The sequence below is a fragment of the Acetobacterium wieringae genome, assembly GCF_026646375.1.
GTDB lineage: Bacteria > Bacillota > Clostridia > Eubacteriales > Eubacteriaceae > Acetobacterium > Acetobacterium wieringae_A.
In genome coordinates, this window is sequence record NZ_JAIPPU010000006.1 from 35620 (window position 1) to 60898 (window position 25279).

Here is a 25279-nt window from a genome sequence, read left to right on the forward strand (position 1 = left end):
TCCATTATTTCGTTTCTTTATGTGGTGTATGCTTCTTGCAAAACTTGCAATATTTATCCACTTCTAAACGATCAGGGTTATTCTTCTTGTTTTTCATGGTATCGTAATTTCTTTGCTTGCATTCTGTACATGCTAAAGTAACTTTTACTCTCATTCCAGCACCTCCTACATCCTTATATCAACACCCGCAGGAACATGCAGGCACACGTTCCCTATTTTCATAGTCACTAACATAGAATACCATATGACCCTAATTTTTGTCAATGAAAACATTGATAATCATCTATGATTTTCTTTATCGGTGACTGTCCGATTATTATTGCGTTGATCCAAATAAAAAAAGGCTTAGAGCCTTTTGAACAACATTAAAATTATATCAGCAACGCCGAAAATAATCAAGCAGCATTTACTATTTTTCTATTTTTAATCCCCAATAATCGCAACCAATCAAGTTTCCGTCGATATCAACTGCCTCTGGCATATGCCCCCATAACCTGAACCCATGTTTTTTTACAAGCTTACGGCTGCTGATATTGGTGTCAAATACGACTGCTACAAGGTTTCTGAAGCCGATTTCCCGGGCCGCTTCAATCGCTCGCTGCATTAACATTGAACCAATGCCCTGGCGGTGAAAACGGCTGTCCAGGTAATAACTTATTTCTGAAGTAAAGCGAAACCCCTCTCTGCCAGCACGAAATTCTGTGAGTGTTACCCATCCAACCACGTTGCCATCGACTTCGGCCACATACATCGGATGTCGTGGCGCTGAATGATGAATGAACCAGTCTTTGCGCATCTCCATGGTTGCCGGCGAAAGCTGAGCCGTAAATTTTCGGGCCGCAATGGACTCGTTCAGAATTTCCAGCACTCTTAAGTAGTCTCTTTCTTCTACTAATCGTATTTCCAATGTGTCAATTATCTCCTGTTTATTCAGATTGTTTTTTTTGTGTTCGGATTACTCAGAAAACACGCTATCAACCGTTTATTTGCGACCAATTTTACCAAACCAGGCAATCAGCACCGTCGCAATAAAAATAATGGCAACGACTCCTGCTGTTGTAATCAGCGGAGAAAGGAGCACACTAATCCATGCAATAATGATTGGAGAAATGAGCGCAAACAATAAAAGCAGTCCACAGACAATTAAATACTTTTTATAGTTTTCCATAAGCACTCCCCCCGTTTTTGCATTGCTGCCGCTTAATAACTCTATGAAGTATAAACCTTGTTGTCATACTTTGCAACCGTTTCTTACTTATTTAATTAATTATTTACATACGACTGTCAATCAAACGGAAATAATAAATACCGTACAAAAAAAACGGCCTTCGCCGTCAGATTCAAATGGTGCACCCGAGAGGATTCGAACCTCCGGCACGCAGTTTAGGAAACTACTGCTCTATCCACCTGAGCTACGGGCGCACAAAACACTTGCTTATTATATCAGACAATTAATCCTTTGAAAATAGTTTTTCTCAGAACTGTCTTAAGATAAGCGCTAAATTTTAAAAAAAGGATACCCGAATGATATCCTTTTTGTGTATATATTTTTTTTAACTAACCTTAATTGGTACCGTAGTATTCTTCCATGGTTTTTCCGCTATTATATATCGCCGTCGCCACATCTACACCCAAATAGCGTAAATGCCAGGGCTCGTAGGCGTAACCGGTAATATCGGTTTTACCCTGAGGATAGCGGATAATAAACCCGTACTTATGGGCGTTATCCTTGATGAATTGACCTTCTGGTGTTGCACCAAAACTCTCTAACAGATCAAAACCGACAGACGCACTGGTGACATCCATGGCTAAACCCAGTTGATGTTCGCTCATACCCGGTCGGGCGCTCACCAGTTCAGCCCCGTCAACCCCATATGTATCCACATTCCAGGCATATAACTCAGACTGCGTTTCATACGAACGATACCCTGAACAGCAGTACAATTCCAGACCAGATTCCTCCGCCGCTTTAAACAGTTTCGTCAGTCCATCAGCAGCGACACTTCGCAGTTGAGTATCACGAGTTGACGGTAAATCAACCGTGACCAGATCGCTGGGGATATAGCTGGCGGTGATACTGTGATTTTTATTAACCAGTGTCGTAATACTGTCTGTCCCCGTTCCATTTACTACTGCTGTGTTTTTTGTTTCGGTCTGTACCGGTTGTTGAGTTTCAACCGTCTGAGTTGATGTAGCCGGATCAGCCTCTGTTTTTGTATTTGTTGTTTGAGCCGTTGATGCCTGCGAATTTTTCTGGTTCGTTAGTTCTGACTGGGTTTCGTTACGATTCCAAAAACCGAGAGTCAAAACTGAAATAGAAAGAATCAGAATGATCGCCAGACCACCGCATGCAACTATAAAACGTTTTTTATCTTTGATTCGCATTTTTTGACCTTCTTCTTTTTGTATTCGTTTTATTATACACCATCTCTAAAAATTCGCATAACTTTTTATGAAATAATCCCCGGTAGAATATCATATTCTTCCGGGGACTCATCACAATTTACACGTTTGATTCGATGCCATAAAAAAAAACAGAACAAAAAGTCCTGCCTTCAAGCATGGAAATAATCAGTTTTATGCAATTATTTATTTGTTATTAAAAGCGCATTTTCGCTTCCATAATCTTCTTTTGCGCTTCTCGCATTTTAGCGATCGCTATAAAAATCTCCTGGGACACATTATCCTTTGATGTTCCCTGCAATTTATCGGCCCATTCCTGATAGCCTGCAATATGGTCTCCGGTGTGATTAATCCAATGAGCAAGAAACACCTTGAAAATATCGGCTTCTTTATCCATATTTAATTTAGCCTCCATCTAAACTTCTCCCAAATTGAGCTCTTTTTTAATCAAGGATACTGCTTCACGAATTTGAAGTAGTAGAGGTTTTTCCTCCAGTGAAACAATATGGTGATTTTCCGGTAGAATCGGAATATAGATTTTAAATCCATCACTATTTCCAATGGCTTCAACCATTTTCGGAGTGACTTCTCCCATCATCGAGTTTGGAATGGTCATTGCAATTGAACTGATGATAAAATCAGCTTTTTTAACGGTAACAGCAATGGCGTTTTCGCCAGTAGCGCCCTTATTAGCGCCCTTTTTTAACATCGCCGCAGTGGCCAGCGCATTGGTTCCCAAACCATATATTTCAATATATGGTGGTATTTCATCTTTTAAAATACCCACAATTCGAGAGCCAATGCCTCCTCCCATGCCGTCTAGCACTACTATGTTCATCGTCTAGACCGTTGTTCCTTCAATAATAATTTTGTGGTTAAGAAGCTTTACTTCTTTTAATTTCCCTTGAACAATTTTTGTACCACCCAATAAATCCGACAGGGTTAAACTGCCATCTTCATTTGGAACGATATCAACAACATAGTCCATAATTTTAGTTTCTCCTTCAGGAGTGATCATATAAGCTGAAGATTCACACATGTTCTCAGTCTCCTTTCTTCTAATTGAGGTTATTTTAACATAGACTGCCCCCTAACACAAGTCAGGGGGCAACTGGTTTTTTATGCGCTTTTGACACGAGTTTTATCGCGATTCGTTTAATCCGCACTACTCAAGTCGTTTAAAATTTTAGAGTTATTTAGCCTAACTCTTTTTTTGCTGCCACCAGATGCTTATCGGCTTCACTCATCAGTGCTATCGCTTCGATTAAGGACTCGGCAACATCATTTTTTCCCAGTCGATTCATTTTTTCAACCCAGGTATTATATTCCATGGCATGATCCTGATTGTGTGCCACCCAATGATCCAGTAGTAATCCTAGAATTTCAACATCTTTATTTTCGATGTCACCACCATGGCAACAACCAGCGCCGTTTTTATTGTGGTGTCCACAATGACCGTCACCGTGAACATGAGGGTGAGGATGATCGTGGCTGTGCGAGTGATCGTGACCGTGGGGATGATCATGGCCATGTACATGGGCCTGACTTTCATGTCCATGTGCGTGCTCATGTTTATGAGGGTGGGGATGGGCGTGATTATGCGTGTGTTCGTGCTCATGTTCTGCAGTGTGGGTATGCTCGCTTCCATGATCATGGTCATCGCTGTGGGGATGACTGTGTGTGTGACCATGTTCGTGATTATGCTCATGAATGTGTTCATGACCTTCATCCCCAGTATGAGGATGCGCATGTTGATGTTCGTGTTGGGCTCCACCTATATGAGGATGGCCTTCTTCATGGGCATGATGCTCACCATGGCTGTGTTGTTCTTTATTGCTACACATATTGTTTCCTCCTGTTGATCTTATTTTAATAATTATAGCATCAATTTCTTAATAAAACTATAGCTATTTTGAATTATTCTAAACTGCATAGATTTATGTTTAGGTTAAAAAAAGGCAGAACACGACTGTGTTCTGCCTTCAGGCATGTCTTTATTTTGACGGCGTCAAAATTAATTACATAATTGGATCCATAGCTAAAGCTGGATGTCCTTTTGATTCTAAGAATTCTAATACTGCTTCAGAATCGCTGGCAATTGTTTCATCACAAACCATGTCTGCGAAGTTTTCAATTCCGGTCATTTCTTTAACTGCTTTATTTAAACGTTCTGCAACATCGTCTTTTAATTCTTTTGGCATCCAAACGATTCGTTGTAAACCGCCTTCTGCTGACATGAATTTTTTAGAACCGATCAGGAATCGACCATGACCCATGAAGCCTGGAGTTTGAACACCACCACCGGTCATTGAAGCCAATTCACCGAAAGTCATACCAACTGGTGAAGTATCGCCAAACTCACGGTTTACAATGATAACACCGTTTGCTTCTGGCATGATACCACAGATACATTCGAAACAACCACAAGATGTCATTGGATCTTCAAGGATTGAGTACAGTGTAACTGCTTCAACAGCACCTTGAGAATCTCTTGCAACTACTTCATTTACAGAATCCCAACGTCCTAAACGTTCGTCAATAGCTTCGCCTTTAACGATTGGTTGGTTAGGTCCGGTTGGGTCTAATTCTTTAGTTGCTTTAGCATCTAACCAGGAAACAGCACCACAAAGACCTAAACGTTCTGGTGTTACTACACAAACATGGCTTGGAGCAAATGATTGACATAACAGACAGGTGTAGAATTCATCAACACTTTCATCTGTCAGAGCGCCCATTCGTTCGTCACGTTCAGCATAGATCGGTTTAACCAGTTCTTCGCCAAGACGTTTTACATCTTCTGCATTGGTGTAAATGGTAACTTCACATTTGTCAACAACTTTATCAAAGTCAGAACGCATTTTTGCATATAAAACTTCACCGATGTGTCTTAAACGGAAGCCTTTTTCAAATGCTTCTTTTGTTAAACGGATCCATGCAATATTTCTTTGACCAACATGCATTGCGCCTTCAATATAGTTTGTGAAGTAATGGATACGTCTTTCGAGTACGGTTTCAAAGTCTTTTTGCATTGCTTTGCCACCAACTTTAACAACAACACCCATTGGCAGACGAACAACGTCTTTACCTTCGAACATAGCGTCATCAATGTCAGGTCCTACCACAGTAATTTTGTGGTCTTCCATTTCAGCAACATCACCAGTTGTTACAAGTTCCCAACATTCAGTTTTGTTTCCACCGAATTCAGCAAACATTGTATCTTTACGAACTCGTTCACCTTCGAAGGCTGAAGAAACAGCAACTGGACAGTCGATTTCAGTAACTTTGATTTTGATGTTACGGGCTTCTAAAGAAGTAGCAACAACTTTGCTGTTATCTGGTTGGTTTAATAATAAGGTTGGTACTTCATTGATGTATGTTTCTGTAACTGCTGGGAAGCCTAACTCGATTGCAGCTGCACCAGCGGCGATAATTTTATTGTCCCATGGTCCAAATACATTAACAAATGCTTTAACACGGTTTTTAGTATACGTTCTGTGAGCCAGGAAGTCGCCAGGAGGTGTTGCACCAAAGATTAAGCTGGCACGTAACGCTACAGATACAACGTGGATAACAGATTCGATTTCGTATCCCAAAGGAATAACTCGAAGGTCGATACCCATTTTGATTTTTTGTTCGATCGCCTGGTCAATTACTTTACCAACCATGAAGGTCAATAAACCTTTGCCCTGGTAATCTTTAACGATGCTAGCAAGCATTTCAGCATCTTTGCATTCACCGATAATAACAGCAACACCTGGGATGTCGTCAGTAACCAGTGGCACACCGAAGTTACGAACTTCAGCATCAGTGATATGTCCTAAGTAACGAACATCAGTTGTATTTAAATCTTCAACTGCACGACCTGCATATGGAAGATCTTCATAAACATATTTAACTGCTTCAATGATTTCCGCACACATTGCAGCAGATGTACCAGCATCTAAGCCTTGTTGCAGGTAATTCGTACGGTTGATCTTAGCTTTTGCTAGTTCTAACGCTTCTTCCAATTCACCTACGTTGGTAACTTTTTTACCGGTGATGGCATAGATACATGGTAAAGCGTAAGCAGTACCGGGGAATTTTACCGGTGTTTCTTTTCCCTTTTCAGCAACGACTTTGGCAACCATTTCTTCAGCACGTTGCTGATACTGGGCTTGACCGTCGTAAACAATATCAAAAAGATTCATATTCATATGGACTTTTTCCTCCTTAGATTCGTTCAATTAACATTAGATTTTTGTTGCTTTATTAAAAACTCGTTATTTCTTTTTTTCCTGCACAATTTCCAGAATTCGCTTACCTAAATTGGCAATGTCTTCCTTCATGACAGGATCGTCATAGGGTGACTTGTTGTTTCGGTCAGACTCTGAAATCGCATCACGGTAGTTTAAGAAACCAATAATGTTTTCAGCTCCGATTTTTTCGGTAAGAAAGGCGATATCTCCGTCGTTCCGGATTTTATTTCCAATAACATAAACTTGTTTAACACCAATATCCGTAGCCATGGATTTAACCTTATGATACGTTTGAATACTGCGGACACCCGGCTCGACAACAACGATAAATGCATCGACAGCGCCAGCGGTTCCTCGACCCAAATGTTCAATACCAGCTTCCATATCCATGATGACTACATCTTTTTGGTACAAAACCAGATGGCTCATCAGCATCTTTAAAAGCACATGCTCAGGGCAGACACAACCTGATCCACCGGTATCGACCGTTCCCATTGTCAGTAATTTGACACCGTTAAATTCCTTGGCATAACGGTCAGGAATATCAGCAACCTCTGGATTCATTTTAAACATTGAACCAAAAGAACCGGTATCGGCAGCAGTACGTTCTTCAATCATGTCTTTCATTTCAGAAATAGGAACAATACTGGCAATCATTTCTTCGCTCATGCCTAAGGCAAGACCAAGATTGGCATCGGGGTCAGCATCAACTGTTAACACATTATATCCCTGGTCGGCAAAATATCGGCTCAAACTTGCTGAGATGGTTGTTTTTCCAACCCCGCCTTTTCCTGTTAATGCTATTTTCATTTTATCACCTGTCTATCTTTATATAATTAGATACCTAATGCAACTCGTTTTGCTTCAATATCTTCCATGATCTTATCAACCATGACAATTGGATCTTTTTCGAATACGAAGTGGGCACCGATGAATTCCTGAACATCTTCTGTCATCAGTTTTGTGAAGTTTGGTGAACCCAATACTTGTGGAATAACTCCCAAGTAAGTATTGATACCAGAACCAACAACATAGTTAGCAATCGCTACCGCTTTTTCTGACATCCATTCTGGTGCGATACCAACGACTGGTAATAAAGCTGGATCGATTCCTTTTAAATCTGCACAAAGGTTTACTAAGTGAAGGATACGGCTGATATCTACACAAGAACCCATGTGAAGTACTGGTGGAATGTTTACACGTTCACAAACTTCTAACAGTCCTCGACCACATTTTTCTTTTGCTTCTAATGTTAATAAACCAGCTTTAGCAGCAGCTTGAGCAGCACAACCAGTAACAACACAGATAACATCACGTTTGATCAGTTCTTCCATAACTGTAATATGCGCATAGTCATGTTGTTGTTTAGGGTTATTACAACCAACAACACCAGCAGCTCCACGAAGTACCCCGGCATAGATAACGTCAGTTAATGGTTTAACTGTTCCCAGACCATCTTCTAATTGAGAGTTAACAACTTTATCTAAATGGTTAATGATTTCTTCTACAGAGTAACCAACCATTGTATCTTGTTTAATATCTGGAATTTCTACTTTGGAAGCATCACGATTCGGGAAGTTATTGATCGCAATTTTTACGATTTCAGCAGCATTTTCTAAGCCAGTTGCTTCAGAGAATTCAATGTACATATCACCAGCGATTTTTGCTTTTTGTGATGTACTGATGAATCGTGTATGGTAAGTTTTAGCCAGTTCTGGAAGAGCTGGGAAGATACATTGAACGTCAACGACAACCGCTTCCATCGCACCAGTAATAATACACATTTCTTGTTGGTAGAAGTTTCCGGCAATTTTAATACCATGTCGCATGGTCATTTCATTACCAGTACAGCACATCCCAACGATGTTAATGCCTTTAGCACCAACAGATTTAGCCATTTCAACCATTGCTGGATCTTGAGCAGCTAATACAAGCATTTCAGAAAGGTTAGGATCATGACCATGGATCAGGATATTAACCATTTCAGCATCAATAACACCCAGGTTAGAAGAAGATGCTCTTGCAGTTGGTGTTCCATAAAGAATATCCGAGAATTCAGTTCCGATCATGGAACCACCCCATCCATCAGACATCCCAGTTCTCATTCCACGTCGGAAAATACTTTCATAGTCTGCAGCACAACCCATATGTGTTGAGTGCATTAATGTTACAACTTCCTGATCAATGGCTCGTGGCTCAATGCCTTCTCTAGCCCATACAGCCTGACGATCTTTTGGTGCACGTTTTAAGAAACGTTGAGTTCCAAATGGTTTACCAAATTCTTCAAGGGCAATTTCAGCCATTTCATGTGCTAATGCGTAAGTTTCTTTGGTATCAGCATCAACAACATCCCATTCCTTAGCAATTCGACGTAATTTTGCTTCATCACGTACTTTAAATGGACCTTCTGCAGAAGCATGATGCATTGCATGAACAATATCACGGGCATGATCCGAGTGAGCAGATGTACCTGCAGCAACCATTCTGGCAAAGTTTCTTGCTACAATTGTGTCTGCATTCGCTCCACAAATACCTCTTTCAGCACCTTTTCCAGGAACTGGACTGACTCGACATGGACCCATTGCACAAATTCGGCAACATACCCCTGCTTCCCCAAAACCACATTGGGTTTTTTGTGCAGCACGGCGATCCCACATTGTTTCTGCGCCATCTCTCTGAGCTTTCGCAAGGGAAGCTTCAGCGACCTTATCGTAGTTTAAAATTTCATTGCTCATATTTTTTCTACCTCTCTAAATTTTATAATTTATATCAACGCACCTGTTTCGTATAATAGATAATTTTTACGGATTTGCAAAAAGTTTTATCATATCGAAAAAAATAATCAAATTACCCTTTACAAACATTGTTAAATGTTATACAATGTAGGTGAGTGATACATTATACATAGTTGTTTGCTCCTGACTTTCATCTTAACTTGTGCGGCAAGTGATGAATTGTGGTCGGGGGCTTTTTTTTATGAGTATTTTCAAATACCTGTTGTTAATTTATAAAGGTATTTCTAGAACTCAAGTACTGAATCGGCATAAAGGATATTATTTTTGATAATATCGCAAGCAACAATGGTTTCCATTAATCGTTTGTCGCAAGGATTAACAATAGCAGAACTGAATCCACATTGCATTGCCATAGCAACTGTAGCGCTATCTAATAATGGACGGATGTGTTTTGGTGCGCCATTCGATACGTTACTTAAACCACCAGTTGTTAACAGACCCATATCAGTGATCATTTGAATTGCTTCTAATACATCACCTAATTGATCTTGCATTCCTTTGATAACAATGAATAATGGGTCAAACAGTAAATCTGTTGGTTCCATTCCTCGTTCCATACCACGTTCTAATAATTCTGAACAGTATGCAATACGTTCGTCATTGCTTCCTGGTACACCTTCTTTAGAGCAAAGAGCGATAACCATCGCATCATTAGCAGCTGCTAAATCAACGTATTCGATACGATCGCCAGCATCAGCTGAGTTTACGATTGGTTTACCTTTTGATCGGTTATAAACCTGAATACCAGCTTCGATTGCTTTCATGTTGGCTGTATCCAATGCGATTGGTACGTTATCAAAGTTTTCCTGGAGTAATTTTACACCCCATTGCATTAATTCTTCGCCGCCTTTTTCAGCAGGTCCGATGTTTAAATCAAGATAATCTGCACCAGCATCTAATTGTTCTTTTGCTCTTAAAAGAATTGGCTCTGGATTTCTATCTGCGAATGCCTGACGAATTGCTGGAGAAATACAGTGAATTCTTTCACCAATAACCATGAATTTTGACATATTGTTCCCCTTTCAAATTGAAAAAAATATTTTAGGTGTGCCCGAAGTTAACTCCGGGCACAGATTGATATTATTTATGCTTGCATGTCTCTTAAGAACTTAGGTAATTGCATCGCTTCGTTTGGTCCAACAATAACTTCCCAGTCTGGAAGTTCTTCAGCTAAGTCGCCTTGAAGAACAGCAACCTTACCAGGTAAGATTAACTTACGAGAAGTAGTCATGCTGGCAACGTCTGCTTCTTTAATGAAGTTAGCGATAACGCCAGCGCCAAATTTACCAGCAGCCCAAGCAGTAAGTACTGAATAACCACCAGCGTCTGGAATTGCCAGGTAAGCAGGAACTTTAGATCGTTCGATTTCACCGGCAACAACGAAGTAAGACAGTGCGAAGTCAACAGTAACAAGAACTGGATCGTTGCCTGTTGGTTTGTTGAATTCATATACCTTCGGTTCAACACGCATTGGTTTTTGAGGATCGGTAAAGATGTTTTGTCTTAAACCAAACAGTGGTAAAGCAGCGTTGAAGTCCATTTCGTCCATAACGATGATTGAACCATAACGAAGAACGAAAGCCGATGCTAAAGCAATTTGCAGATTGATATTAGCTGGTGCTAATTTGTTTGCAAATACAACTGAAGGATATCCGAATGTACGGTCATTACCTTTGATTGCTGCAGTACGGATATCAACTGCATTTGCGTAAGCTTCTTTGATTGAAGTTTCGCCAACATTTAATACCAGGTTTTTGTAACCCATTTTTTCGATTTCTTCAACTAAATCGTGTAATGCTTCAATACTGTCTGCAGAAACACCAAGAACAGCATCTGCAGCTTTAGCTACGTCTACCATTGCTGCGGCGTTATCTTTGGTTGCGCCCATGATAATTGCGCCTGCGCCAGCACCTGCAACCGCTGCTTTTGCTACTTCAGCATCAGTTGTAACGATCATTGGAATTTTGCCACAGTCAGCTACTTTTTTAACAAGTGCTGCAAATTTAGCTGCATCAGCTGCAAAACGAACGGCAACTATTTCAACGAACATCATTTCGCCGATTCGGTCATAGTTAATTTTTTGTAATGTAGCGCAAGCTGCATCAACATCAGCGTCACTCATAGCATCTGATAATTCTACTGCAAACAGGTTTTTATTAACCAAAGTTTTTTCGTGTCTGAATAATACAGTTTCGCCGCCAAGAGCTTTTTCTGTATCGCCAGAACCAACTTTGATGGTTTTCATTGGAGGAGCTGTAGCTTCTGATAATAATTCTTTAGATTCTTCTGAGATGTATGGACATTTTTCTACAGGTACCCCGCCAGTAGCAGCTTTCATTGAGAAAGCCATACATGTTGGGAAACCACATTCTTTACAGTTTGTTTTTGGTGTGAGTTTAAAGATATCTAAACCTTTTACTGCCATTTGTATTCGCCTTCCTTTCCTAACCTATGATTCCAGCAACTAAAGCTTTAACGGTTTTAGCTGATTCTGGATGTCTTACGATGATAGCGTTTGATCCGCCAACAACACAAGCAGAAGCTGTTGCTACTTCCATACCGATACCACGTGCTTCCTGATCGCCCCATTCTGGTGCATCTTCAATTGTGGAAACCGCTTCTTTTACGCCCCATGCTTCGTTAGAAACATTGGTCATAATTGGCATTTGTAAGGATTCATCGTTTTGACCTAAGCCGGCTAAACGAATACGATCCATGGTTGAAGCAACATATTCAAAACCGTAACCGGCTGCTGCTGTTCCAACATCCATGATAATATCTTTGCTCTTAACACCCAGTTGTGTTAATAAGATGTTTAATTGTTTTGCAAGGTTGATATCTACTGCAGATTCAGCTGATACTTTTTGGCCGTAAGCCATTCCGCCAGCAGCACCAATTGTCTTGTAATTGTCTTCTACTGCAGAGAATAAAACGACATTTTTACCTTCAAGAGCTTTAGCTACTTCTTCTAATAACTTAGCATCTTTTTCGCCGTTTTTACATCCTTCTACTACTAAAGGTACGTCAATTGCAGCTTCTACTGCTACGGCAGTTGCAACACAGCTTTCAACTGATGCGTCTGCGCCGTTTGGATCTGCACTTTCAAGTTTAACTAATAGGAAATCAGCACCTGATTTTTCTACTGCTGCTTTTGCTAACGCTGCAGGGTTTTTCAAATCATCTCCGTAAAGAGCTTTGAAGCAATCTGCCCACTCGTCAGTTGTGTCTGAAATTGCGATACCAACCGCAGTTTTAAACCCTTCAGTACCTAAAAATGGTAATGAGTTTTCTCCACCTATGCTGATAGCTGCATCTCCAACACCTATCTCACATACGTTGATCTTGCCACTAAATTTTTGTTCTGCTTTTTTGTATGGCATTCTTTGTTTCCTCCTAACCTGTTACCTTTTTTCAAAATATTTATTTCAAAGTTCAAGACTTTAAAACCAAATTAAAACCATTACATATTCTACAGCTTTTTACCTGTATATATAAGTATACACAGATTGTACTATATTAGTTAAAAGTTTGTCAATTAATTTTCGGCATTTTTCTAAAATTTATCTTAATTTTTTTTAGAGTTTAAAGAGAAAGTAAAGGTTTTCAACGAAATCATCAAAACATCACCTAAAATTGCCAGATCTTTGATGTTAAAGACATCTGTTAATTTCTTGTCGAACAATATCTGCGCTTCAGCTTCGAACTCATCGTCACCAAACCACACTATCCAGACAATATCCACTCCAGGTGTCACTGTGAACTGCCAGGAAAGGTCACCTTTATTATAGGGAACCGCTTGTAGCCTGCTCATATATTTCTTTAGTTGTTCTGGCATTTCGTTGCCTATTTGTGCAAAAACTTGAATGCAGCGTTTGTGAAAATTGGAATAATATAACGGGCCATCCGGAAATTCTTTGAAACTAATCCACTCGTTGGTGGCTTCTTTTCCGTTGGCATTCATTAAATATCTGAGAATAAAAATTTTGATTGAGTAGTTATCAAATTCTTCACCTTGTGCGTTGCGAACCACTCCACTGGGATAATCGACAAAATAAGTTTCTCCCAGAACCGTAATTTCAAATCGTCCATTTTCCCGATTATAGGGGCAAGACGAGCTTCTACTCATCTCGCCGGGATCGTAATTTATAAATAAATCACGATTAATGACATAACTACTCTCCGAAAAATGGGGATCAATATCCAGTAATTTTGATTGCTTCATTATTTCTTACTGAGTTCTTTAAGTGCCGGAATAAAAATATCGCCCATAACAGCCATATCTTCAGCACTGAAGGCACTGGGAAAATTAGCATCAAACAAGATTTGTGCTTCGGGTGGAAACTCATCATCACCAATCCAAAGAATTACAGTCATGAACATATTATTGATGACCTCAAACCGCCAGGAGAGATCCCCAATACTTTGGGGTTCAGCACCCAGAATTGCCATCGCTTTTTTTAACCCCTCAAGATTATAATTAAAGGTAAAGGCAAACCGTTTTAAACAGCGCCCCTCAAAGCAGGGATAGTAAATGTTTCCGCCGGAAACATCCCGATAGGCAATGTTTTCGCCGGTAGCCTTAATCCCTTTGGCATTGATCAGATAGCGCAAAATCATGGTTTTTAGTTTATAATTATCAAAGTCCTGTCCATCCATATCCGTCACATCTCCCTGAGGATAGGCAACCTTGTATGGGGTTCCCATCAAAGTGGCGGTAAAGAAGCTCCCTTTTTCATCAAAGGGACAGGTACTGTTTTTAGCAACAGTTTGAGGATCAAGGTCTTTTAACAAGCCCTTGTAATGCTCATAGGGTATTTTATCTTTTCTTTTTTCTTCAATTGCGGTTTCATCCCGTAAGGTATTTTCCATTTAAAATCTCCTGTTTTAGTTTTCCATGTTAGCTTTCAAGCGATGGAAATAAGTTCATGTTGGTGTGCGGAATAAAGCAAGCCGAGATAAATTCATCCATATAGGTCGGGTGGACGCTTAATTCCATGTAAGTCATATTCTGAGAGATCTCACGGATCTTATCTTTTCCTTCACTGAGGGTCAGAGCCAAATAACACCCCTGCATTGAACTGTTACCAATATAGAAATATTTTTCTACTGGTATATCTGGCAGCATTCCCAGCGCAATTGCATTGGTGATATCCAGATTGGTGCCGATTCCGCCGGCAACATAAATATTTTCCAACACATCAATGGGCATATCCAGACTTTCCATTAAAATATAAATCGCCGAGAATACGGCTCCTTTGGCCTTGATAAAGCTGTCAATGTCAATTTCAGTGATATAGATGTCTTTTGAGCCATTGTCCAGCTCCTTGGAATAGAGATAATACTGCCCAATTCCGTATTCGTCAAATTTTATTCTGGGATGATTCAGATCCCGTTCCATTCGACCTTTGCCGTTAATGATGCCTGTTCGCTTCATTTCACAAATTAAGTCGATGATCCCTGAACCACAAATCCCAACCGGACTGACATGGCCAATGGTATTATAAAAGGGCCTAAGATCTTCTTCATTGATGGTAACCTGTTCGATGGCGCCAGGTACGGCCCGGGTACCGCAGCTGATTTCTCCACCTTCGAAAGCCGGTCCAGCTGAACAGGCACAGGTCATTAAGAAATCTTTGTTGCCAAAGACAATTTCGCCGTTTGTTCCCAGATCCACCAGCATAGTAAAGTCTTCTCGCATCCACACCGGTACCGCAAAGACTCCAGCGGTAATATCGCCGCCAACGTAACTAGCCACTGATGGGGCCAGATAAATTTTTCCTTCCGGGTTAACATTGATTCCCAGTTCAGCACACTTCATTTCAGGGATGTCATTAATCGCCGGGATAAATGGCTCCCGTCTTAAATAGTCGGGATTTAACCCCAACAATAAATGATTCATGGTGGTATTACCGGCGGCACAGACCTCGTAGATGTCTTCTTTGTTAATCCCGACAGTTTTAACCATTTTTTCGATGAGACTATTAATACTCTCTTCAACAATGGCATGGCGCAAATTTTCCAGTCCACCAGGTTTTTCTGAATACACGATCCGGTTAATGACGTCTGCCCCATATTTAACCTGAGCATTGCCCATTGATGCTTTTGTCAGGATTTCATTGGTGTTCATATCCACCAGGCAGGCCGACACGGAAGTTGTTCCAATATCCAAGGCAATACCGTAGAGTACTGATTTTTCGCCATTTGCCGGTTTTACATCGAGAATTTCGGCCACTTCCCGACGTTTCAGATAAACAACTTCGATTAAAAAATCCTTTTTTCTAAATGCATCCGGCAGTTTTTTCATCACATTCAAACTGATGGTGATGTCTTCATAACCCAGATTCTGTTGAAAATAAAGTTTTAGCCGATCTTCATCAGCACTGTTGTCTTCGATGCTGGGGCATGGCAATTGAATGATCTCAGACCAGAGCCGACTGGCATTGGTCATACCTTCTTTGATCATTTTCTTGCGAACGTATTTAATATTTTTATTTTCATTGTTTGATAAATCGGTGATCTGCATTTCATTGACAAAAGAAGATGCTAAATCCGGTACTTCCACCTCGATATCTTCAATAATGGTTGCATTGCAGGAAAGAACGATCCCGTTGGCCATATCTTCCTCAGAAATATGTCTGGTTTTTTCTGTCTTAACCTGTCCTGATATAATTTTTACCTTACATTTTCCGCAGGTGGCATTCCCGCTGCATGGCGAATCGATCATGACGCCAGCTCTTCTGGCTGCATCCAGCAGATTCTCGCCCTCACCGGCCACTAAATCAACGGATCTTTTTCCTTTAATTATAAATCGTACCTTACTCATTTAACAATCTCCCCTTTTCCGCAGTTTCCGTCTGAAAGGGCTGATAAACAGCCCCGATTTCATCGACAAACTCCCGTACCGACCAATTGTTAATCTGTTGTATGCTGCAGAATCGGACAGGCTATCGCCGTGTCCGCTCTGATGCATAGGGTCTGACCCCTAGGTCACAACATGATGTAACAATTGTCGGTACTGCTTTATCCGTTTATCTATCAGTTTTTAAAGCATTCATAAGCCTGATGATCTATTTTTTGTTGTTTTTGATGATTTCCAATTTGTTGACAATATCTCTTAAAGCCACCTTGGCTGGTGAATCAGCGGGCAGCTGAACCAGTGGTTTGCCATAGGCATCATATTCAAAAACATTCTGATCCAGTGGTACAACGCCAATCAGATCAAGTCCCTGTTTTTCGATTTCTTCGGCTGTCCCTTCGTTTAAGACGCCATCTGGTGCACGGTTGACAATGAGTTTAATTACTGGTACTTTTAGTTTAAGCTCAGCTACCAACTCTTTAATCCGGCCAACAGCCTGAATCCCGCGACGGGAACAGTCACTGACTAGAATCAACATGTCAATTTTTCCAAGGGTTCCCCGGCTTAAATGCTCCATTCCGGCTTCATTGTCAACGATGATATATTGATAATTGCTCGCCAGCATATCAAGCTGGGTTTTTAAGATTCCGTTTACATAGCAATAGCAACCAGCACCCTGGCTACGGCCCATAACCAACAGATCATAGCCGTTACCTTCTGCAACTGCCTGATTCAATCGCAATCTTAAAAAATCGGTTTTCGTCACACCCGGAGGCAGTGGCACACCTTCCATTTCAGCCCGGTTGACTTCTTCTTTAATCTCTCCAATGGAAAGATCAACCTCTTCTCCAAGCACTTCGTTAAGATTGGCATTGGCGTCTGCATCCACTGCTAAAATTGGACCCAGACCTTCTGCCACTAAATATTCAATAAGCATACCGGTAAGACTTGTTTTGCCAACGCCACCTTTGCCTGCAACTGCAATATTAAAAGCCATAATGTTTCCTCCATTATCATTTCCCGGTCAATTTTCTTTAAACAGTGTATGTTATAATCACTGTTTTTTCAACAGGAAAAATTCGTATTTTGTCAACTTGTATATATATGTATCGACAGGGCTATCATATCATAATCATTCTGGTTTTACAACATAACTTTATCACTTAAAGCACAAATTAAGGCCTTTGCAAAATATTTCTTATCGATTTTTGCAAAGGTTTACGAAACCATGATAACACCTCATTTTTTTGTGCCCGATCGAAATTGCAACGATCTAAAATTCGTTTAAAACATCTTCTTAGTTCACCTATATTTATCTATTCTGATCTAAAAAAAGCCATATCCCCGGAGATTCGGGATATGGCCGTATTTTTTAGGTAACAAATTAGAGGACAAATTTTTATCAGTCGAGCCGTTATTAAAAGCAAATCGTCGTGTGTTAAGCTTTAGTGGCTTCTCCAACAACAGGAAAATATCAATTTAATACTCATGAATTGTTCCTTTGCCGGAACCACATGGATAATCTTTCCACCTATTTCTGTAATTCGTTGTTTTTTTACGATGGCATTTTAGACATTTTCCAGCACTTTTCCATCTGTTGTGACGGTTAGCACCTGCCAGGGAATCATTTTTCCCGAATTCTGAAGAGCCGTGGTCACGGCTGCAGTGATACCACCACAACAAGGTACTTCCATCCGCACCACCGTCACGCTTTTGATGTCATTAAGCTTTATTATTTCAGTCAACTTTTCAGCATAATCAACCGAATCCAGTTTAGGACAACCGATCAGTGTGATTTTATTTTTAATAAAACGATTGTGAAAATCAGCATAGGCGTAGGCCGTACAATCTGCCGCAATCAGTAGATGTGCACCATTGAAATACGGAGCATTAACCGGGGCCAGCTTAATCTGCACTGGCCATTGTCGCAATTGTGATTGCGGAGCAGCTGTTGCCGTTGATTCCGGTGTTGTTGCAACATCTCGAGTAATCGCTTTGGACGAGGAGCCCGGACACCCACAGGCCAGTGGTTCCAAACCATCATCCGCTGATACGCTTTCCCGGACAATCGTTTTTGCATGAGTTCCGGGGCATCCACCCGTTTTTTTCTCATCACTTTTTTGAGCAGCTTCTTTCTTTTTCATATTTTCAAGCACCGCCGCTTCGTCATAGGCAGCGGCTTCCCGTTCCACAAAGGTTATCGCTCCGGTTGGACAGCTGGGCAGGCAATCACCCAATCCATCGCAGTAATCGTCTCTTAGTAGTTTGGCCACCCCATCGACCATGCCAATGGCACCTTCATGACAGGCTTCGGCACATAAGCCACAACCATTACATTTTTGTTCATCTATCGAAATTATTTTTCGGATCATCTTTATTTCCTCCTTGAAATATCATGTATTGATTTCTTGAGCTAATCATAATATAATCTACCCAAAACTACCGTTGCAAATGCAACACAAAGGGAAAATATGGATAAAAATATCGAAGTCTTAAGAAACGTTAAACTATTTGATGGCATTGATGAAAATCTCGAAGCCATGCTGCAATGCCTCGGTGGTGAGGTAAAAACCTATGATCGAGGGGAAATCATCCTACTGACCGGCCAACCGGTTCCAGCGGTCGGGGTTATTCTATCAGGAGAAGTTCAGGTTATTCAGGAGGATTATTATGGCAATCGCTCAATTCTTACTGAACTGAGCCCCAGCCATATTTTCGGCGAAGCCTTTGCCAGTGCCGGGATTAAAGAAAGCCCCGTAACGGTGCTGGCCAAGACCAACGCAAGTGTTATGTTTCTGGGCATCGAACGGATTATCAACACCTGCCCCAACTCCTGCATTTTTCACAATCAGCTAATCGAAAACCTGCTAAAAATTCTGGCACGGAAAAACATTCTCCTGAGTAATAAAAACCAGCTGTTATCGCGTCGAACCATTCAGGATAAGGTGCTTTCCTATTTGTCGATGCAGGCCGAAAAAAAAGGAAACCTCGCGTTTGAGATTCCCTTTAGCCGCAATGAACTGGCCGATTTTTTGTGCGTGGATCGCTCTGCTTTATCCCGGGTGCTTTCTAAGCTGCAAAAAGAAGGTATCATTGAATACACCAATAATCATTTCAAACTGCTATAATTTTTAATTATACTGTTTCATGACTTTCAACCGAACGGACACTATCATCCTTAGCCATATTATTCTCTATATCCTGATAAAGCGTGCGGGAAACCACAATCGAATCCCCCCGTTCATAGAGCCGATCCAAATAGTCGAGATAGGCACCGGGGGTAATAATACCATTGACCTTGATCAGATCAATCCCGGTTTTACCAACAATGGTATCGACCAGCTTAACACAGTTGGTTCCCAAGGCGTAATATGTTTTAAATTCATTGCCCTGTATGAATTTATAAAAACTTGCTTTGGCATCATTATAAAGCTGACTGGAAACATCAGAATAATCCTTTGGTTCCCCTTCAATTTCCCCTTTTTCTGCTTGTTCTGCTTTAGGTTCCCATGAAGTTGTTTTCGACAGCAGTTTGTCAAGTTGTTCCTTAACCCCACTTTTCTGTTCCGGGGTTAGCGAAAGACCATAACCCATCAGGATTTTCTTTTCAACCTTCAGAGCCTGTTTTACATGTTCCGCCTTGGGCATTTCCACCAGCACCCCATCAGCCAGAAAGCCACCCAGTTTCCAGGTGGAATCATCATAATTCCCATAACTAAATACATTTTCCCCGATGGAAGCATCCACATGACCCATTCCTGGTATCAATCCTTCTTTTGTATGAATAAAAATTTCCATATCAGTGGTTCGCTCAATGGAATGATCTTCCAGTAACAGCAAGGCATCCGGTTCTTCTTCCACCAATTGATTGACCTTTTTTAACATCCGCATCGGTAAAAAAGCCGCAAATACCAACGGCAGAGTGACCCGCAGGTGCTTCTTGGCTTTTTGGGCGCCGCTATTATGTTTCATTAAACTGACCAGCGCATCGCCAAAGATATTAAAAGCAAAAAAAATCAGATAAATTCCAAAAATAATGCCAAAAATTCGACCGGTGGTGGCAAAAAAAGCCATATCAATACCCAACCCGATATAAACCAGGGCCACCAGCATGGTCCATCCCCAGGACGCTCCATCGCTCTTAAGTTTTAAACTACTGATTAAAACAAAAAAACCAATGATGATCCCCAGCATACCAATCGCGAAACTAAACGGAACTTTTAAAAATTGCGGGTTGGCGTAGGTAAAAATTCCCCCAAACAGGCACAATAACCCGATACCCAGCTCCTTTAGCTTACTTTCGTCCTTCTTTAAAAAAATGGCGGATAAGTACATAATTCCAACGACAACTAACATAATCGAAATGCCGGTGATAATAATATCCCAGGCCAATTTTACGTCTAAAAGCATAATCATGCCGCCAATAAATACGGCAATGGCAATCAATAACCAGACGACCGGTGCGGTGTTTTTGAATGCTGACATAAGAACAGCCCTCCTTCTGTTTTTTATTCATTTTATCAGAATTCTTCAAAGTCGACAATCGTATTATTTAGCTCAACGTCAACAAAAAAAACTCTGGTTCAACAAGCAAACCAGAGTTTTTTTTACGTTAAAGGGATCACGACTTTCTGATTTTGATAGGATTCCACAACCACCGGCACCTGATAGACTGCGCCAATGTTTTCGGAGGTCATTATGTCCAAACCACCATAACAGAAAATTTCACTGTCTTTTAAAAAGAGAAACCGGTCGCAGTATCGCAGTGCCAGATTTAGATCGTGAATGACAATGACCACCGCGATCTCTTTTTCTTTGGTAATGTTCTGAATCAGTTTTAGTACCTCCAGCTGGTTCTTAAGATCCAGGCAGCTGGTGGGCTCATCAAGTAGCAGCACCTTCGGTTCCTGAGCCAAAGCCCGGGCAATCATCACCTTTTGAAGTTCGCCGCCGCTTAGCTCATCAATATAACGCAGTGAGAATTGTTCCAGTCCCATGCTTTCAATAATCTTTTCAACGATTTCGTAATCTTCTTTTTTCGGTGCCAGTTTAATATAGGGTTTGCGACCTAATAAAATAGCATCATAGGCCGTAATTTGACTTCCTTCACTTTTCTGGGCAACATAGGCGGTATTTTTGGCAATATCCAGACGGGTCATCCTGAGAATATCGACCTCATTAACAACTACCCGGCCTTTTTGAGGTGCGATAATCTTATTCAGACATTTTAGCATAGTGCTTTTTCCCGCCCCGTTATTTCCTAAAATTGCCACGCATTCGCCATTAGCAACATCAAATTCAATGCGATCCAGAATTTTGCAGTTGGATCGATAACCAAATTCCAAAGCATCAATTTTCAGCATTATGACTCACTCCTTTAAATATCAGATATAAGAACAGCGGAGCCCCCAGGAATGAGGTAATGGCTCCAATTGGCAGAATGACCGGTGAAATTATCAGCCTGGCAAACGTATCACTTATCAATAGCATCAGCGCCCCCATCAAGGCTGATGCTGGCAGCAGATAACGGTAATCATTGCCGACAAAACGCCGCATAATATGGGGAGCAATCAGACCAATAAAGTTGATGATCCCCACAAAGGATACAATCGTCGCCGCCGTCAGTGAGGCTACCGTCATCCCGATCAGGCGCACCCGGGATACATTGACCCCCAGGCCGGTGGCAGTATGTTCGCCGCATTCCAGGGCGTTGTAGTTCCAACGGTTAAACATGAAATAGATCAATGCCCCAGTTGTCACCGTTGCCGCCACCTGGATATTTTGCATACTGGCCCGACCCAGATCACCAAAAGTCCAGAACACAATCGCCGCCATTTGAACATCTGAGGAAAAATACTGAAGCAACGCCGTTGCGCCAGCAAACAACGAACTGAGGGCCACACCAGCCAGAATCATGGTTTCAGGAGATGCCTTGCGGGCTTTGGATAAACCCAAAATCACAAAGGTGACAAACATCGAGGCGATAAAAGCGCAGATGCTGGTCAGATAGGGGTTGTTGACAGTCACCGCATCGGCAGTGTTCCCCATAACGGCACCACCACCTAGGAAGGTGATAGCAATGGCCGCCCCGAAGGAAGCCCCCTGGGAGATCCCCAGGGTAGATGATGATGCCAAGGGGTTTTTTAAGATACTCTGCATGACACAGCCAGCCGCTGCCAAGCCAATCCCGCCGACGATGGCCATCAGGATTCGAGGCAGACGGATGTTGACTGTAACCAGTACATTTTTTTCAGCACCCAATCCAAATAAAGCCTTTAACACTTCGATAACCGGAATATCAGCCGAACCGGCTGATATAGCAAAAAGTGCAGTTAGAAATGTCAGTATCACCAGAATCACGATCGTCAGAACCTTGCGGTAGATGTATTGATCATAATTGACACCACAGGTTTTCTTTTTTTTGTTAATCATTATTTTCCAATTGTCAGTGGACCAAAGCCCTGTCCTGCTGCCGTATATTTAGAATATAATTTCTCGCCCAGCAAAAACTCAAAAATTTCATCCGTTTTCTTTTCAATATTGATATCTTTAAATTTATCAGGATAGACAATGGTACCGGCATAATAGGCATCGGCCAAGGCAATTTCCATATTGGTATAATTATTATTATATGCCAATTGGGTGTAAACCTTGTTATTCTGAACTGCCTGCAAAGAATTAAAGAAGTCCGGGTTCTGGGTGTATTGTTCATTGACCAGATCCATATTTTCCGGATTCAGGAAAATAATCTCCGGATTCCAGGCCAGTACCTGTTCAAGATCAATGGAGAAAGCTGATTTTTGACCGGTTTGATCGGCCACGTTATTGGCATTGATGGCTACAAAGGGGCCATAATTCCCGCTGGTTCCGTCAAAACCATGTTTGCCTTTAAAATTCAGAGCGCCATTATAAACACTGGGTCGACTAGCTTCAGGAATACCTTTGGTGCGATCATTGAGATCCTTTTGTGCCTTATCCATATACTCGTTGACTGCCTTAGCCCGATCTTCTTTGCCCAATACCTGTCCTATCAGATCCATGGAAGCACTCATTTTTCCATCAAATAAACCGGGATTGGCTACGGCTACCACCGGAATACCGGTTTTCGCCTGCAGATCATCGGCTTGAGTATAATCCGACACAACAAAAATGACATCGGGTGCCAATTTGACGATTTCTTCGTCAAAGGGAACAATGCCACCGGAACCACCCTGACCAATTTGCGTTAAACTGGCAAAATTTGGATTCACCAGGGTGTAGGGACGAGTTAACACCTGAACATTGTCCATATCGGTTGCGCCTTTAACCAGATCAACCGCATCCATGTAGGTTAACAGCCGCATCACTCCGAGGGAACCAACACTGTCAATTTCTGTTGGTACTTCCACCTGACGACCCTGACTGTCGGTTACCACCTTTGTGGTGGCCTTAGCTTCTTTACTTTCGGCATCCTCTTCTTTTGCACTGCTGCAAGCTACAAAGGATACCATCATCACCAAACTTAATAAAATGATCGCCACTTTTTTTATTCTTTTTTTCATTACTTTTCTCCTCTTTCAGTACATCGTTTAAAACGGATTATACACGCCAGCAGATCGTCACAATGGTTGTTTCCACATTTTCCGCAACCAAACCATCTTCTGCAATTGTGACTAAATATTTTCTGATCTTTGTTTCCTCTTCCGGGGTTAATGCCCGATACGACTTCATCCGGTTTGCATAAAGCTTATAGGCCGCATCAATGGGTTTTTTCATCTCCCACAATTGCTCTTCATAATGCATTTCCGGCAGCATTCCCTGAAGCCAGAGTAATTCGAAGGCATATAGTACCTCGATATCTGCCGATTCTTTTTTATTTTCGATCCCCAGCATTTCCCGGATCGCGTCAGAGACAGGATCTTTTCGTTTAATCGGCTTAGTCAGGATACAATGCCCCTTGCTTGCTTCATTAAGTTTTAAAAAAGTCTGGGCATTTCTGACTGCTGGTGTCATATTGGCAATGACCAGATCAAACTTCCCTTTGTAACCCATACTTTCAAGATCCGAGGCGTGCCAGTCATTGACATAAAACTCAATATTTCCTTTACCTAATTCAGTCTTTTTTTCATTGGCTTTTTCAATCATTTTAGGGGATAAATCCAATCCCGTTACCGTGTGACAGACATCTGAAAGGGCAAATGAATATTTTCCGGCACCGCATCCCACATCAAGAATGCTGCCTTCTTTGCTGATCAGGTTATTTTCTGCAATCATTTTTATTAAAAAACTGTTCTCTTTAGTTGGTATTTCAAATTCGGCGAATTGCTGAGCCATAGAATCCCACATTTCGACACTGGCTGCTACATCACGCTCATGATAATCCCATTTCTTTTTTACATCTTCTAAATTCAATTTTTCCCTCTTTTTTCTTGAATGAATCCTGTTTCCTACTCCCTAAAAACCTCGGGTGTAGGGATTTGAGCAATCGACACAGACTTTTTTGCCATTTTCAAGTCGAATCATATGCTCGGCCGTTTTTTCACCGCATTCTTCACAGATCACACTTTGAAAAATCCGGGCCCGTTCCGGCAGCTCATAATCCGGGGTTTTAAAATCAAAGATCTTGCTGGCATCAGGTTCATTTAAAATGAACGCTTCCATTTCATCCCGTTCCATTTCCGGCAAAGCTTTTAAAACCAGGCGGATTTTTTCACCACTGTTACGATTAAAAAAAGTAAACGCCTGTTTCCCCCGATTTCTAAACAACAGATTGCCTTTTCCAACGCTACATCCCAAAATAACCTGAACGCCATCAACACCGCAAGCATCGTTCTCGGTGATACAAACGACATCTTCATCTTCCGAAAAAGAGACATTGAGAGCCTTAATCGCTTCCTGTGAAGCTCTAACGCCAATAGCCAACCCAGGACAATGATGTCCGTGAAACGCTACCGATTTTTCCCATAATTCCTGATTCATTTTTCTTTTCTCCTTAAATTTTCAAAAAATAA

The 25279-nt window shown here is 41.3% G+C and carries 27 protein-coding genes and 1 tRNA gene; 2 read left to right on the forward strand and 26 right to left on the reverse strand.

The features are described from left to right. Positions 1 to 4: 4 nt before the first annotated feature. From rpmG to Q7P33_RS07130, 9 genes are all read right to left on the reverse strand, one after another. Complete coding sequence (rpmG, locus tag Q7P33_RS07090) at positions 5 to 154, reverse strand: 50S ribosomal protein L33 (protein ID WP_014355470.1); 150 nt, start codon at positions 152 to 154, stop codon at positions 5 to 7. A 255-nt stretch (positions 155 to 409) separates the two neighbouring features. After that, positions 410 to 907 carry a GNAT family N-acetyltransferase gene (locus tag Q7P33_RS07095; RefSeq protein WP_303868795.1) on the reverse strand — a complete coding sequence of 166 codons (498 nt, stop codon included), beginning with the start codon at positions 905 to 907 and terminating at the stop codon, positions 410 to 412. Between the two features lie 75 nt (positions 908 to 982). Next, positions 983 to 1168: a hypothetical protein gene (locus Q7P33_RS07100; protein WP_303868796.1), complete on the reverse strand. Its 186-nt coding sequence runs from the start codon at positions 1166 to 1168 to the stop codon at positions 983 to 985. A 177-nt stretch (positions 1169 to 1345) separates the two neighbouring features. Further along, positions 1346 to 1422: transfer RNA gene (locus Q7P33_RS07105), tRNA-Arg, on the reverse strand. A 141-nt stretch (positions 1423 to 1563) separates the two neighbouring features. Further along, entirely contained in the window at positions 1564 to 2385 is an 822-nt protein-coding gene (locus tag Q7P33_RS07110) for a D-alanyl-D-alanine carboxypeptidase family protein (protein ID WP_303868798.1), read from the reverse strand. Positions 2386 to 2599: 214 nt separating this feature from the next. After that, entirely contained in the window at positions 2600 to 2818 is a 219-nt protein-coding gene (locus tag Q7P33_RS07115) for a hypothetical protein (protein WP_303868799.1), read from the reverse strand. Next, positions 2819 to 3241 carry a DUF3842 family protein gene (locus tag Q7P33_RS07120; protein ID WP_303868800.1) on the reverse strand — a complete coding sequence of 141 codons (423 nt, stop codon included), beginning with the start codon at positions 3239 to 3241 and terminating at the stop codon, positions 2819 to 2821. A gap of 3 nt (positions 3242 to 3244) precedes the next feature. Next, a complete protein-coding gene (locus Q7P33_RS07125; protein ID WP_070372466.1) occupies positions 3245 to 3442 on the reverse strand; it encodes a CooT family nickel-binding protein in 198 nt (65 codons plus the stop codon). Positions 3443 to 3599: 157 nt separating this feature from the next. Continuing rightward, positions 3600 to 3758: a hypothetical protein gene (locus Q7P33_RS07130; protein ID WP_303868802.1), complete on the reverse strand. Its 159-nt coding sequence runs from the start codon at positions 3756 to 3758 to the stop codon at positions 3600 to 3602. A 57-nt stretch (positions 3759 to 3815) separates the two neighbouring features. On the opposite strand from Q7P33_RS07130, the gene Q7P33_RS07135 reads away from it, so the two are divergent. Next, positions 3816 to 4265, forward strand: a complete 450-nt coding sequence (locus Q7P33_RS07135) for a hypothetical protein (protein ID WP_303868804.1) — start codon at positions 3816 to 3818, stop codon at positions 4263 to 4265. Between the two features lie 156 nt (positions 4266 to 4421). On the opposite strand, the gene acsB is transcribed toward Q7P33_RS07135, so the two are convergent. From acsB to Q7P33_RS07190, 11 genes are all read right to left on the reverse strand, one after another. Next, a complete protein-coding gene (gene acsB, locus Q7P33_RS07140) occupies positions 4422 to 6590 on the reverse strand; it encodes an acetyl-CoA decarbonylase/synthase complex subunit alpha/beta (protein WP_250936289.1) in 2169 nt (722 codons plus the stop codon). Between the two features lie 72 nt (positions 6591 to 6662). Beyond that, on the reverse strand, positions 6663 to 7448 hold the full coding sequence (locus Q7P33_RS07145; RefSeq protein ID WP_148636695.1) for an AAA family ATPase: 786 nt from the start codon (positions 7446 to 7448) through the stop codon (positions 6663 to 6665). Between the two features lie 26 nt (positions 7449 to 7474). Beyond that, positions 7475 to 9373, reverse strand: coding sequence for an anaerobic carbon-monoxide dehydrogenase catalytic subunit (gene cooS / locus Q7P33_RS07150; RefSeq protein ID WP_303868806.1), 1899 nt, complete (start codon positions 9371 to 9373; stop codon positions 7475 to 7477). Between the two features lie 284 nt (positions 9374 to 9657). Next, entirely contained in the window at positions 9658 to 10443 is a 786-nt protein-coding gene (acsE, locus tag Q7P33_RS07155) for a carbon monoxide dehydrogenase/acetyl-CoA synthase methytransferase subunit (protein ID WP_070372462.1), read from the reverse strand. Between the two features lie 74 nt (positions 10444 to 10517). Beyond that, positions 10518 to 11858 (reverse strand): acetyl-CoA decarbonylase/synthase complex subunit gamma, encoded by a 1341-nt coding sequence (acsC, locus tag Q7P33_RS07160; RefSeq protein WP_303868808.1) that lies wholly within the window; start codon positions 11856 to 11858, stop codon positions 10518 to 10520. Positions 11859 to 11877: 19 nt separating this feature from the next. Next, the gene (gene acsD, locus Q7P33_RS07165; RefSeq protein WP_250933428.1) at positions 11878 to 12813 is read right to left on the reverse strand and encodes an acetyl-CoA decarbonylase/synthase complex subunit delta; all 936 of its coding nucleotides are present in this window, start codon (positions 12811 to 12813) and stop codon (positions 11878 to 11880) included. 185 nt (positions 12814 to 12998) lie between these two features. Then, positions 12999 to 13655 carry a DUF3786 domain-containing protein gene (locus Q7P33_RS07170; protein ID WP_303868810.1) on the reverse strand — a complete coding sequence of 219 codons (657 nt, stop codon included), beginning with the start codon at positions 13653 to 13655 and terminating at the stop codon, positions 12999 to 13001. Further along, on the reverse strand, positions 13655 to 14302 hold the full coding sequence (locus tag Q7P33_RS07175; RefSeq protein ID WP_303868811.1) for a DUF3786 domain-containing protein: 648 nt from the start codon (positions 14300 to 14302) through the stop codon (positions 13655 to 13657). Before Q7P33_RS07175 ends, Q7P33_RS07170 begins: the two co-directional genes overlap by 1 nt. Positions 14303 to 14330: 28 nt before the next feature. Next, positions 14331 to 16256, reverse strand: a complete 1926-nt coding sequence (gene acsV / locus Q7P33_RS07180; RefSeq protein WP_303868813.1) for a corrinoid activation/regeneration protein AcsV — start codon at positions 16254 to 16256, stop codon at positions 14331 to 14333. 244 nt (positions 16257 to 16500) lie between these two features. Then, positions 16501 to 17286, reverse strand: coding sequence for an AAA family ATPase (locus Q7P33_RS07185; protein ID WP_303868814.1), 786 nt, complete (start codon positions 17284 to 17286; stop codon positions 16501 to 16503). A 571-nt stretch (positions 17287 to 17857) separates the two neighbouring features. Further along, entirely contained in the window at positions 17858 to 18661 is an 804-nt protein-coding gene (locus Q7P33_RS07190; protein WP_303868815.1) for an ATP-binding protein, read from the reverse strand. 99 nt (positions 18662 to 18760) lie between these two features. On the opposite strand from Q7P33_RS07190, the gene Q7P33_RS07195 reads away from it, so the two are divergent. Further along, complete coding sequence (locus Q7P33_RS07195; protein WP_303868817.1) at positions 18761 to 19417, forward strand: Crp/Fnr family transcriptional regulator; 657 nt, start codon at positions 18761 to 18763, stop codon at positions 19415 to 19417. A 7-nt stretch (positions 19418 to 19424) separates the two neighbouring features. On the opposite strand, the gene Q7P33_RS07200 is transcribed toward Q7P33_RS07195, so the two are convergent. The 6 genes from Q7P33_RS07200 to Q7P33_RS07225 form a co-directional block, all read right to left on the reverse strand. Then, a complete protein-coding gene (locus tag Q7P33_RS07200; protein WP_303868819.1) occupies positions 19425 to 20774 on the reverse strand; it encodes an HdeD family acid-resistance protein in 1350 nt (449 codons plus the stop codon). 122 nt (positions 20775 to 20896) lie between these two features. Further along, entirely contained in the window at positions 20897 to 21652 is a 756-nt protein-coding gene (locus Q7P33_RS07205; protein ID WP_303868821.1) for an ABC transporter ATP-binding protein, read from the reverse strand. Further along, a complete protein-coding gene (locus tag Q7P33_RS07210) occupies positions 21639 to 22721 on the reverse strand; it encodes an iron ABC transporter permease (RefSeq protein ID WP_303868822.1) in 1083 nt (360 codons plus the stop codon). The genes Q7P33_RS07205 and Q7P33_RS07210 overlap by 14 nt, the downstream gene beginning before the upstream one ends. Beyond that, positions 22721 to 23830, reverse strand: a complete 1110-nt coding sequence (locus tag Q7P33_RS07215; RefSeq protein ID WP_303868823.1) for an ABC transporter substrate-binding protein — start codon at positions 23828 to 23830, stop codon at positions 22721 to 22723. Before Q7P33_RS07215 ends, Q7P33_RS07210 begins: the two co-directional genes overlap by 1 nt. 37 nt (positions 23831 to 23867) lie before the next feature. Next, entirely contained in the window at positions 23868 to 24680 is an 813-nt protein-coding gene (locus Q7P33_RS07220) for a class I SAM-dependent methyltransferase (protein ID WP_303868824.1), read from the reverse strand. Positions 24681 to 24722: 42 nt separating this feature from the next. Next, positions 24723 to 25247 carry an FmdE family protein gene (locus tag Q7P33_RS07225; protein WP_303868825.1) on the reverse strand — a complete coding sequence of 175 codons (525 nt, stop codon included), beginning with the start codon at positions 25245 to 25247 and terminating at the stop codon, positions 24723 to 24725. Between the last annotated feature and the right edge of the window lie 32 nt (positions 25248 to 25279).